Origin of the sequence: Pseudoflavitalea sp. G-6-1-2, assembly GCF_012927185.1 — a bacterium.
In the GTDB taxonomy this organism is placed as follows: domain Bacteria; phylum Bacteroidota; class Bacteroidia; order Chitinophagales; family Chitinophagaceae; genus Pseudobacter.
The window spans coordinates 740,028-752,905 of record NZ_JABBGB010000002.1 but is presented as its reverse complement, the minus strand read 5'-3'; the positions used below and the strand labels follow the sequence as shown (position 1 = coordinate 752,905).

Here is a 12,878-nt window from a genome sequence, read left to right as displayed (position 1 = left end):
ACCGGTAACGGTTTCTTTTTGCTTACTTTTTTATGATGAACTTAGTTTGGTTTCTTTCCAGTTTCAGTTTATAGAGTTCACAGAACTGCAGCAATGCCGCTTCAATTCCTTTTTGTTTTTCGATGGTGGTGTTCACAGGTTCGTCGAGCAGACTGATATCCATCACTTCTATCTCCACATTGAAAGTGCGTTCGAGATCGCTGATGATCTCTTTCAGCGGCTGATCGCGATAATGCAGTTTGCCTTCTGTCCATTCAGCTACTTCCGTTTCTTTCACCTGCTTCACCGCCGCTTCTTTGCCGGATGATGGCACCTGCACTGCCTGTCCCGGTGTAAGTGTTGCCAGTACTTTGTTGGCTTTGCTCACTTCTACTTTTCCGCGTTTCACTTCCACGCTGATCGATTTCTGATCGGGATAGGCGCGGATGTTGAAAGCCGTTCCCAGTACACGCGTCACCACTTTACCGGTGTGGATGATGAAAGGGATCTTCTCCGCATGTTTCACATCGAAGAATGCTTCTCCGGTGAGATATACTTCGCGGCTGTTGCCATTGAATGCGGGAGGGTAGGTGAGCTCACTCGCTGCATTCAGCCACACCTGTGTGCCATCGGGCAATACAAGGTGTTGCAGTTCTTTCTTCTCCGTGGAGCGTTTCACAATCTGCGACAATGCAGGATGTTTGGGGTCTTTTTCATGCGGTATCAATACCCATGTGATCAGCGATACCACCAGCAGTGTAACGGCTGCCACCGCAATTCTGGTGAAATTGTTGCGAACCACCGGTCGTATGGCCGGTGCTGGTTCTTCCACCTGCTCTGGACGGAGGCTTCCGCTCGAATCCACAAATGTTTGTGATGGAATGGTTTGCTCTATCTGGGTATAAACCTTTTGCAGCATGGCACGTACCGGCGCTTCATGCTGGTTGGTTTGCAATAGATCCATCAGTTCATTGAACTCCTGTTCGGTACAGGTTCCGTCGATGAACTTCTGGAAAAGGATCTCGGTTTTATTCGTCATACCGTATCAGACGGATGAGTGAATAAAATCTACCAGTGCGGTTGAAAAAAAATTTTACCAATGAAGTTTAGAGAAGGAAGGAGAAGAATCCATTGATATTCTTCTTCACATAGGAACCTATCTGCCGGATGGCTTCCGCGAGATGATTGCGTACCGTATTGGGGGAGAGCTGCAGTTTCTCTGCGATCTCTTTTTGTTTCAGTCCTTCATTCTTGTTGAGCAGATAAACAGTCTTGCGCTGTGGAGGAAGCTGATTGATGGCTTCGCGGATGATGCCATGGAACTCTTTCTTCTCCAGCATTTCAGTTTCGGTGTGGAGAGATTTCTGCAATTGCTGCCATAATTTCTGACGGTGCTCCTGGCGTGTGGCGGCAGCACGCAGATGATCGTACACCCGGTTTTCGGTAAGCCGATACAAAAAAGCGTTGATATTCTCTATTTCGGTAAGCTGATTGCGGATGGTCCAGAGCTTGAGAAATACATCCTGAATGATGTCTTTGGCAGTGGCATCGGAGCGTAACACCTTCATCACAAATACATAAAGACGATGCTCATATTCGCGGAAAAGCTCCTGAAAAAGCTGTTCCTGAACGTCATCTTCGTGATGGTTGGGTTCGTTATGTGGGGTAATTGCACTCACAGGCAGTACTGCCAAAGTACAATTTATTTCAATTGGCAGAACAATTTTTAGCAACGGTCAATCCCCGCAAACGGTTGCCTAAACTGCAAAAACTTCATATGTGCTTAAGATTGAATATAATATAAAACCCATATCTTTGCATTCAAATACCTGATTCCTCTCCCCAAAACTCACGCTGGTTCCGTTAAGTCTTTCCTGTCTAACACCACCTCCCGATCCTATTCATTCAATTGTTCAGGAAAACACACATTTATGCGAAAAAACTACACTTTCGTTTGGGCCTTACTGTTGGCCACATTGTCAGTACCCGTTAAAACATTTTCACAGGCCTGTACGCTTACACAGGCAGATCTGTTGGCAGCACCGGCAGGCACATTTACTATTCCGGCCGGACAAGTGCTTTGCATCACTTCCGATTTTTGTATGGGAGCCACTTCCAACTGGCCCGGTGGCTGTACCAATGCCAATATCAATTCACTGGCAGTGGATGGAACCCTGCGTATTGCGGAGAATGTAAACTTCAGATTCTCCGGTTCATTCAACGGGTCGGGAACTATCGAAATACTGGACGGAGCTAAGATCTACATCACGGGATCTATCAACTGTGTTTCAGGAATGAAGATCGACGCAGTAGATCATTCCATCACTACGGGAACCAGTTCAATTACATTGCCTACTGTCTGCAATGCTGGTGGTTGCGATCCTGCATTCGCCAATGGGTATACTCCAATCAATATTGTATTTCCTGGTCTGGGATATACTTCCAATGGAGGTTGTACCATTACTGGTTATCCCAGCACCAATGTACTGCTGCCGGTTACCTTGAAGGGCTTTACCGGTTTTGCAGAAGGCTCCGGTATCAGGTTAAACTGGAGAACTGCCAGCGAACAGAACAACAAAGGTTTTGAAGTGCAACGTTCTGCTGCCGGCAGCAACTGGGAAACATTGGGTCTGGTGTATTCAAAAGCGCCTGACGGCAATAGCAGTCTGCCAATCGACTACAGCTACACCGATAATAAAGCATCCACCAGCGGCGCAAACATCTATCGCCTGAGACAGATCGATCTCAATGGCTATGCTACATTTTCAAATCTGATAAGAGTGGAAGCGCTTCGCTCCAATGAGTGGAGAGTGAACGCAGCAGGCAACAGCATCCGCATTCAGGTGCAATCACCTGCTCAGCAGAATGTAGTGATCTCTGTTGTAGGCGCAGGTGGCAACACTGTGTACAAGGCTTCCCACTCACTCAATACCGGCGGTAACCTCATTGTAATTCCTGCAGGAAACTATGCGAAAGGATTGCACGTGGTTAGCATGCAAAGCAAATCCGGAGATGTGCGCAGAGAAAAAATCCTGCTTCGCTAAATAATGTGCATCAACGCACACTTTTCTGTTATTTGGTTGTAATGTTTTTACTTTGATGCTGGTGCAGAGGCTTCCTGCTCTTTGCACCAGCTTCTTTTATATCCATGCCGGTGAAAGATGAATCATGCACATCGTCCAATACAATCGCAGCACGATAATCTTTCTTGTCCGCAATCAGCACCAGGTTATTCACTTTGATGTTCTTAGCATGGCGCACATACAAACCCCATGCAGGCAGCTCTCCGAACATGGAGAATTCCGGATAGCCCGTAATTTTCTCCGGCACTTTATTCAGCTCATCCAATCCAACTTTTGCAAACAACGGATTGCCGCCACCCGGATATTTAATGGTGATATTGCTGAGTGTGATATTGCTGATCATGGCATCGGGTAATCCCACAATGCCCGCCGGTGAAATATTCCGCGGCATATCCTCATAAGGTCCCTCATACTCGTAACCCGCATCTGGCTTGGTTTGTGGCACTTCGCAATACAGATTGCTGATGGTAATGTTTTCCATCCTCCCTTTTCTGTTGTTGATCCGCTCTCCGATGCGCAGGAATATTGCATTGCCTGTTGTGGTGGCATATAAACTATCCACAACGACATGCTCTACATACCCACCATCCACCGACGCCAGTGTTATTGCAGAACGATAAGTGTCGAACACCCGGTTATTGATGATGCGGATATTGCTGAATCCTCCCTGCGTTGCCGTTCCGAACTTGATGCCATTGGCCGATGAACGGATGGTATTGTTCCTGATCTCGATATCCCTGTTTGCTTTGCCGGGTGTATGCGATTTGATGCATATGCCGTCGTCGTCGGAATCTACATAACAGTTGGTGATGCGCACTTTTTCGCAATCCACTATATCGATGCCGTCGTTGTTCCAATAGGCTTTACTGTCTACATGAATGCTGTCGAGTGTGAGGTTGCTGCATTGCTCATACACCTGCACCCAGCTGGCCGAATTGCGGAGGGTTACGCGGCGCATCGTTACATTTTCGCAGTTGCTGAAGTTGAGTATCACGGCTCTTGCATCCGCTTCGGGTCTGTCGTACCGGAAAGGATCTTTCAACAATCCTTTTTGTATGATGTCAACAACATTGAAGGCGAGTTGGCGGCCTTGTCCATCTATCACGCCCAAACCTGTGATGCCGATATTTTGTACATCACGCGCAAAGATGAGGGCCGTCCAGCCATTCTTATCATAATCGAATGGGTTGAGAGAACCAACAAGTGTGGCGCCTTCGTTGAGATGAATAGTTACATCCGATCGCATATGAATGGAGCCGGTAAGATAACGGCCCACATAGAATACAAGCCGCCCTCCGCCTTGCTTGCTGATATAATCGATGGCATACTGAATGCTCCGTGTATTCAGCGTTACGCCGTCTGAGCGAATGCCGAAGAGCGAAGCAGGGTAGTCTTTCGCTGTTGCCGTGAACATCGTCACCAGCAGTATCAGCAGTACCGGAATGCGTTGTATGTTCATATGCAGCAAGGTTGAATGTTATTGGATGATGGTTTACGATCCATAACAGGTAACCGGACCAATCAGTCCCATCGATTGTATCGGCTGATTCTTCTTCGGCGAATTGGTCCAGTACTGCGCAACAGGGTTATCGGTGAGTGTTTTCATGTAATTGCCCATGGTAGTTACTACGGCTACTTCAATGGTGTTGCTGCCTTGCACAAGGTATGCACTGAGATCGTAGATCCTTCTTCCATACCATTTTGTTCCGGCATCTTTTCCGTTTACGGTAACTGTTGAGACGCCCTGCACTTTGCCGAGATTGAGCCACTGCGCTTTCGATTTGTCCGTTACATCAATGGTTGTTCTGTACGTTACCGTTCCTGAAAAATTCACCCAGTCTGCAAGCTCTTTGAGGTCTTTCAATTGAGGCAGTGTTACCGTTTTTTCTGTTCCGTCGATATGTTTGAAGGTGGCCTGCCATGCAGCAGGGATATCGGTGGCAGCAGTTCCGCTGAGCACCGGCGCTTTGTATGGCTTACCTTTTTTCTCCTTGTCGAATACCAGCAGTCTTGCTTCAGCCGGACCCAAATTCAGATCGAACTGACCGCTGATCTCCATCCTGTATCGTGCGCCGGTATCTGCATCCCATACCCATGCCTGCTTTTTATGAAGCAGCTCCGGTGTTATAGTTACGGGCATGGCAAAGCTCTCGTTCATGTTGGAGTTGATGAAAAGCAGCATCTCTTTGTCGCCACCCTGATAACGCACCTGCGTTACATACTGTGTGGGTTGATCCACTTTCACATAAGGCGTGATATTGTATTGCTGCTGTATTTGCTTGTACCAGGCTGTGAAATCTTTTTCCGGTTTTCTGATGAATACAAACCGATCGGGGTAATTCTTCAACTGAGCAATATGCGACTGCACTTCGCGTTCGCGCGCTTCCCAGTTGTTCAAGCCAAGTGATTTGTACGGAATGGTTTCAATGCAGAAGATCTTTCCGCCTGCCTGTACAAATTGCAGCAGCTTTGCAGTGGTCTCCGGGTCTATTCTTTCTACCTGAATCAATACGAGTGTATGCCAGGAGCGTGGCCCATACACCAGTTGGCCGTTTTTGATCTGCGCATCGCGGATCACTTTATCGCTCACATAATCGCAGCCATTGCCGCAGCGATGCATCGCTTCCCATACATTCACCAGATAATCCGGATGTGTGATGGTAGGGAATGGTTCGTTCTGTGCTGAATAGATATTCCACATATCGTTCACAGGAGGAAGCACTGCGATGTCTGCAAACATATCTGCATGCTGAAACAATGCAGAGAACCTTGCCTTGTAATCGGTGAATTTTCTGAAATGCGGCCACCAGGTGTTGTGCTCGCTGAAGTATGCGCCATATCTGATCCATCCGGGAAATGGTGCATCGGGCGGAGAATAATTGAATCCGTGAAAGACAGCGTGCGTAACACCTGAGATGGTGCTCTGATCTCCGGCAACTTTCTGTATCTCCAGTGTGTCGTTGAACACCATATCGGTATTGGTGAGCTCTTCGCAACTGATCAGTCGTTTGCCTTTGAGGTGTGCTGCAGACGACACCCATTTGTTGATCATGGTATTTGCACGGCCGATCCGGTAATTGGTTTCGTGCACCGGTCCGCCGATGCCATTCTTGATCCATGTTTCGCATTCCGGTATGTCTATGTCGAAGCTTCCTTCGAGCAGAAAGTAGCCACGGCCGTATGCCTGCGCGCGCGAGCGTACTTTATTCTCACGGCACCATTCAACAAATGTTTTTATGAATCGTTCTTCGAGCAATTCAGATTTGGTGAGATCGAAATCGTAACGAACGCGTTGTAAAACATCAATAAAGTCAGGCGTAAATGATGAAGCGTAATCGTAGTCTACAGCATTACCCATGCTCCCTATTTTGAACATCATAAAAGGGAAGTAGGGCATGAGATCGTAGCCGCGTCGTTTCTGAAATTCTGCCGCCATATCGGCCGTCCAGTTGGCGCCTTCCTGCTCCATGCTGTCGGCAAAGAAGGAGCGGATGTAAGGCGATAATGGACCCATTCTGTTCTGAATGGAATCCGTCATATGATTGAGGTACTTCTTCACTGCTTTTTCATCGTAGTGATTCAACACCGGACCTTCAGCGCCGGGCGCGCCATTGATCACTTCCATAAAACCAGTGATCTTCACCTGCGCATAAAGCACCCATTTGCCTTTGGGAATATCGATCTTGTAAGTGCGTTTTCCGATAAGATGAGACAGGTCGCGCACTTCGGTTAGACTGCTCATTTTTGCGGGAGCCAGTTTGAGGCTCACCATATCGAGCGTTCTTCCGCCGAAGGGGGATTGCAGGGTAGGGTCTGCTTCTTTCAACATTTCGAATTCCGACACTTCATATTCGAGCGGGCCTTCCAGTTTTTTTGCACCAATTACCATCAATTGACAACGTTCTTCTCCTTCGAGGTATTCAGCTCCGAATGGCCATCCGGAGCCAACGATGAGGTCGCTGGTGAGGCCTATCTGCTTCGCTTCTTTCAGGGTGGCTTCGAGGGCATCTGTCCATTCAGGACTCAGCCAGCGAAGTGTAGGTTTGCCCAGATCGTTTGCGAGGGCAGGGAATTTGATGGGATTGATTTCTATACCGCCGATGCCCGCTTCTTTCATCACATGCAGTTCGCGGATCAGTTCTGCTTTTTCCACTTTATCGCCATTCCACCACCAGCGCACGAACGGGCGATAGATGGCGGGAGGATTTCTGAATAATTCATAGAGCTCATCCTTCCCGGCTTTGCCGGCTGGTAATAAAGTGGATGCCCACGATGGGGAAGCGCTGAGCAGTGCATATCCCGTAGAAAGAAGTCCGCCTTGCAATAAAAATGTTCTGCGTTTCATCTGTCTGATTGGGGGTTTATGGGCTGGCTTTTCCAAATATAACAACCATGTTCTTATCAAGGTCATTATTTTCAAAATAGAGGATCAATAATCATTTTGTGTCCAGGTAGGGTTCTGCTGCATCTCACGGGCTGGAATGGGATAAATGTATTTCTTTTCCGTTACGTTGTAAGCATCAGCAGAAAGATAGCCGTAGAGCGATTTCATTTCGAGACCATGCGCCGTCATCACCTGTGCGGCTTTACCGGTTCTCACCAGATCGGGCCAGCGATAGTTCTCGAATGCGAGTTCGAGACGCTGCTCTTTGGCTATGATGTCACGCAGCTGCGCCTGATCGGTATTGGAGATGGGCGTAAGTAATCCGGCACGTTGCCTCACCCGGTTCAGCGGCGCGAGCGCTTCGCTGCTCTGGTTGTTTTCGTTCAAAGCTTCTGCCAGCAACAGCAACACGCCGCCGAGACGGAATACCGGCCAGTTCTGATCTGTATTGTACGCTGGTATCTTGTAGGGGTAGAAATAGTACTTCTTGATAAACACCCTCGATGTTTTTCCCGGAGGTGTTACGTAGGTTCTGGCATCTTCCGTTACCAGTTTCTCTACTTTGAATACGCCGTTGCTGCCCACATATCCTTCGAAGAATCCGATGCTGGCATTCATGCGTTTGTCGTCGGCTTCGTACTGTCTCATCAGGTCGGCGGTAGGGGTGTTCCATCCTCCGTTCTGATTGTTGAACTCTATATCCAGCATGGCTTTGCTGCTATCCGTTACAGGCATAAAACGATAAGGATAGATGCTCTGTTGTCCGTCGGTGCCCGATTTATACTGCACTTCGAAGATGGCTTCTTTATTGGTGCCTTTCTTTGCAGGATCGAAGTTGTCGCGATAGTTCGGCAACAGATCGTATTTCATGCCGGTTACACTTTGCAACAGCGGCACTGCTTTATCCCATTGCTTACGCGTGATGTACACCAGGCCGAGTTCGCATGCTACCACGGCTTTGTTCATTCTGCCTGAAGACGGAACTTCAGGTGCTTCGAGCAAGCTCAGTGCATCTGTGAAATCTGCAACAATCTGATTGTACACGGAGTCTACACTGGTACGTGGCAGAAACACCTGTTTGGGATCGGTCGAAAGCAGTTCGTGCAACGGCAGCGGCACTTTTCCGAAATGACGAACCAGATCGAAATAGTAATGTGCGCGCAATGCTTTTGCTTCGCCAGTGATTTGCTTTTTATCTTTTTCGTCCATGGAAAATTTGATCTTTTCCAGTCTGTCGAGAATGGTGTTGCAGCGATGTATGCCACTATACGCATGGTTGTACCGGGCGCCCGTAACGCCGTTTTGTGCATTGTCTGTAAAATCGCCCAATTGTTCAAAGCCAGCGCCACCGCGGTCTTTGGCGTTGAATTCGTAATGCGTGTTGTCTGCGCGCATTTCGTCCATGTAGTAGGCCTGATCTGCAATGTTACGGAGTGGCACATAAGCGCCCACTACAGCCATTTGGAAATCGCCGGTGTTGCGGAAGAAATTGCCTGATGCGATATTGCCTTCAGGATACAGATCCAGCAGTCCTTTTTTGCATCCTGTTCCGAGTGATACGCCTGCAATCAGAATGGCGATATATTGTAGTTTCATTCGAATAGTGATTTGTTGTGGCAGAATAAGTTTAGAATTGCACGTTTACACCAATGAGGAATGTTCTGGGTATTGGATAGCTTCCGTTGTCTGTTCCAATCTGGGTGGAGCTTTCACGGTAATCGTTCACTTCCGGGTTTTGCCCTTTGTAACCAGTGAATACGAATGCCTGATTAACGGCTCCATACAATCTTGCAGATTTGAAATAACGGAAATGCGTATTGGTGAATGTATAACCGAGCGTGATATTTCTGATAGTGAGATAATCTCCTCTGGACACCCAGGTGGAATTGGCTACGCGGAAAAGCTCGGTGGAGTTCGACTTCGATGTGCGGGGCACATCGCCACTGCCGGGATGCTCCGGTGAGCGCCAGAAATTGGCCAGTCTCTTTTCTACATTGAACACACCATCGATATTTTGCGTGTTCTGCTTATTGTTATTCATGATGGAATTGCCTGCCTGACCGGATGCTACGATCGTAAGATCCCAGTTCCTGTAACGGAAATCGTTGGTAAGGCCGAAGATCACTCTGGCATTGGGGTTGCCAAGGAAGGTGCGGTCGTTTCCATCGATGAAACCACTGCCATCCACATCCTTCATCTTAGCAGTTCCTACAGCTGATTCGTTTTTTACTTTGGCTACTTTGGGGTTATTGATCTCTTCCTGCGTGTACACTCCTTCAAACACATATCCGTACAATTCACCGATGCGTCTGCCGACTTCTGTTCTGTTGTAATCGCCATGACGATTGGTACCTCCGAGTGGAACTTTATTATAAAGATCGAGTACCTTATTGTCTACGAGCGTGAGGTTGAAACCGGTGTTCCAGCTGAGTGGTCCGGTTAGGTTGCGGCTGGTGAGACCGAACTCATGTCCCCAGATCTTGAACTTGCCTACATTGATGGTTACGCTTGTGTATCCTGTATAGAAGGGCAATGCAATATTGTAGAGCATGCCATCCGTGAATTTGAGGAAGTAGTCGTATGAGAAAGTGAGTCGATTGTTGAGGAGGTTTGCATCTACACCGATATCGAGCTGTCTGGTTCCTTCCCAGCTGAGATCCTGATTGCCGAGCTGCGTGAGCGCCACGCCGTATGAAACTTTGTTGCCGTCGAATGTGTAAGGCACAACGGAGGCAGTGGAAAGATAAGGATAGTCGTTGCTGGTGCCGTTAGCACCCTGTTCGCCATAACTCGCGCGGAGTTTGAGAAAATTCACTGCCTTGTTCTTCGGGAAGAAGTTTTCGTCGCTGATCACCCAACCTGCCGACAAAGAAGGGAAGAGTCCCCATCTTTTTTCCTTCGAGAGGCGCGATGACCCGTCTCTGCGGATATTGAATCCCACAAAATATTTTCCGTCGAACTCATAATTTACTCTTCCGAGCCAGGAAATGAGCGCCCACTCCGTTCTGTTATCACCTCCGGAAATGATGGAGCCCGGTACATTGGCGAGTTTGATGAGATCGGTAGGCAGACTGGACGCACTAAGGCTTCTGTAAGATTTTTTGTAGTACTGATAAGAATATCCACCCATCACATCGAACGAATGTTTCCTCAGTTTGAAGTTGTAAGAGAGCTGCTGCTCGCTTAGCCACGAAATATAGTTCTGCGAAAAGTTGGCGTAGCTGATATTGTTGTTGGGCGGCGTCGATCCAAAAGCAGCCCAGGTAGAAGGCCTGAAAACAGTGGTCTCCTGATTGCCTATATCTGCACTGAGAGTGGTTCTTGCACGAAGGCCGTCGATCACTTCGAGATCTGCATATGCATTGCCGAGCGTGCGGAATGTACGCTGATTGATATCCATCTCCATCAGTTGCTGCACGGGGTTGGGCATGGCCAGCATGCCACCTGTACTGGCTTTGACATTGTAGTTGCCATTAACATCACGTACAGGCACAAGCGGAGATGCCATGGAAGCCAAACTGATTATCTGCCTGTTGCCATCCGTAGTGCCATCGGTTATGTTGTGGTTGCGTTGATAGGTTGGTGCAATATTCAATCCGAACTTCAACCGGTCTAATGGACGGAACTCCGTATTGGCGCGGAAGGAGAAGCGCTCCATGCCGGTGTTCAGCATAACGCCATCCTGTTTGAAATAAGTGGCGGTGATATTGGCCGAAGATTTTTCTGCGCCTGAGCTTACGTTGAGCGAAAGGTTTTGCATGGGAGCGGTGCGCAGTACCTCATCATACCAGTCGGTACCTTTTCCGTATTCTTCGGGGTTGATGTATTCGGGGAATACACTGGGTGGTTTTTTGGTGAGATCGTAATCTTTGTATTTCAGTTTGTCTTCGATCATAGCCTTCATGAAAGTGGCGAACTCGCGGGCATTCATCATGTCGGGTCTGCCGCGTTGCGGCACTTTCTGCCATCCCTGGTAAGCAGAGAAACCAACAGTAGTTCTTCCTGCATTGGCAGTTTTGGTAGTAACAATAATTACACCGTTGGATGCTCTCGATCCGTAGAGTGCTGTGGCCGCGGCATCTTTCAGTACGGTGAAACTTTCGATCTCATCAGGATTGATGAGATTGATATCTCCAACCGGCTGACCATCCACCACAAAGAGGGGAGCGTTGGATCCTGAAAGAGAAGCGGCGCCGCGGAGGCGAAAAGTGATGCCCTGTCCCGGACGACCGGACACCTGATTGAGTTGCAGGCCGGTTGCTTTTCCGTAGAGTTTCTGTCCGATTTCAGCAGCGGGGATATCCTGCAATTCAGCAGCATTCACTTTGGAGATAGCCCCTGTAATGCTTCGCTGTCGTTGCTTGCCATAGCCAACTACCACAACCTGTTCAAGACTGTTATCCGATGGTTCGAGTGTAACATTCACCACCTTTTGTTTATACAGTTTTACTTCGAGGCTTTTGTAACCAACATGGCTGAAAACAAGAATGGCATTGGGAGAAACAGCCATTCTAAAAGATCCTGCACTGTCTGTAATTACGAAGGTATTGGCGCCTTTCATTTGCACAGAGGTACCGCTCAGGTTGGTAATGCCTGTGCCTAGTGAAACTTTTCCGGAAATAATTGAATTGGGTTCCTGCGCGTTCAGTTGCAATTTCATTAAGAGCAATGAGCAGAATAAGATCAGTATTCTGCCGGTCCATCGGCAGTGATGCCCGGCGGATGTTAATTTCATACAAACAGCATTTCGATTTTTAGAAAAATAAGGTTCTGATGGCGGGGAAGAAAACAGTTGTTTCATTTGGTATAACTATTCTGTACTATGCTGTGGATGCAGCTTTCAGCTGATTCACATGGTATGCGCAAAGGCATGGAAATGCATGCCTCGCAGTGCAATCATTATTGTAAATGAGTTTCAAAAAATTGGCTGATCAGTGATGCAGGTGCCGTGGTTGGTAACGATTTGGCCGAATTATGTTTTCGGGTATTGGGTGGCTGTTCCGGCATTGATGAATGGCAGGAGCTAGTCCAATGGCTGTTGTCAGCAGCATCGGTGCTGCATAGGTGCTGTGCTCTGGAAATTGTATCGACAGTAAGTACATAAAAAAATCGTCGTGGCTGAAACCTTCTTCGAATTGAAGGGCTGTTGGTAACAGCCATCGGATACGCAATGTAATATCTTTTCTAAATCGATCTTCAATTCTTACACGAATTTTCTGGAGATGATATTGCGGTGCTGCCTGCATTTCCTGTGATGGTAACTGTTATACAGGATAACTTCAGTGTGGGTAAGGAATACCCATTTTTGATCATGAAAAGATTACAGCGTCCATGTGCTGCTGCGAAATATGTTGTAGCCTCTTATAGTCAAAAAATAGATGGGGGAATATTGATGGTGCAGATGACCGTAAACTCTTGTTAGCCGGGCGTTT

Annotated in this window: 7 protein-coding genes; 1 reads left to right on the top strand and 6 read right to left on the bottom strand. The window is 47.8% G+C overall.

The genetic code is table 11. The features are described from left to right. Positions 1-22: 22 nt before the first annotated feature. Together HHL16_RS12730 and HHL16_RS12725 are read right to left on the bottom strand one after the other, a co-directional pair. A complete protein-coding gene (locus tag HHL16_RS12730) occupies positions 23-1,018 on the bottom strand; it encodes a FecR domain-containing protein (protein ID WP_169425575.1) in 996 nt (331 codons plus the stop codon). A 67-nt stretch (positions 1,019-1,085) separates the two neighbouring features. Then, the gene (locus HHL16_RS12725; RefSeq protein ID WP_169425574.1) at positions 1,086-1,673 is read right to left on the bottom strand and encodes an RNA polymerase sigma-70 factor; all 588 of its coding nucleotides are present in this window, start codon (positions 1,671-1,673) and stop codon (positions 1,086-1,088) included. Positions 1,674-1,910: 237 nt separating this feature from the next. Here HHL16_RS12725 and HHL16_RS12720 point away from each other — a divergent pair, with 237 nt between their 5' ends. Continuing rightward, the gene (locus tag HHL16_RS12720) at positions 1,911-3,023 is read left to right on the top strand and encodes a hypothetical protein (RefSeq protein ID WP_169425573.1); all 1,113 of its coding nucleotides are present in this window, start codon (positions 1,911-1,913) and stop codon (positions 3,021-3,023) included. Positions 3,024-3,051: 28 nt separating this feature from the next. Here the strand turns inward: HHL16_RS12720 and HHL16_RS12715 are convergent, their stop codons facing one another. The 4 genes from HHL16_RS12715 to HHL16_RS12700 all read right to left on the bottom strand — a co-directional run bounded on the left by HHL16_RS12715 (position 3,052) and on the right by HHL16_RS12700 (position 12,181). Then, positions 3,052-4,521, bottom strand: a complete 1,470-nt coding sequence (locus HHL16_RS12715) for a glycosyl hydrolase family 28 protein (protein WP_169425572.1) — start codon at positions 4,519-4,521, stop codon at positions 3,052-3,054. Positions 4,522-4,554: 33 nt separating this feature from the next. Beyond that, on the bottom strand, positions 4,555-7,407 hold the full coding sequence (locus HHL16_RS12710; protein ID WP_169425571.1) for a glycosyl hydrolase: 2,853 nt from the start codon (positions 7,405-7,407) through the stop codon (positions 4,555-4,557). Between the two features lie 84 nt (positions 7,408-7,491). Next, complete coding sequence (locus tag HHL16_RS12705; protein WP_169425570.1) at positions 7,492-9,042, bottom strand: RagB/SusD family nutrient uptake outer membrane protein; 1,551 nt, start codon at positions 9,040-9,042, stop codon at positions 7,492-7,494. A 31-nt stretch (positions 9,043-9,073) separates the two neighbouring features. Beyond that, the gene (locus HHL16_RS12700) at positions 9,074-12,181 is read right to left on the bottom strand and encodes a TonB-dependent receptor (protein WP_169425569.1); all 3,108 of its coding nucleotides are present in this window, start codon (positions 12,179-12,181) and stop codon (positions 9,074-9,076) included. Positions 12,182-12,878: the final 697 nt, after the last annotated feature.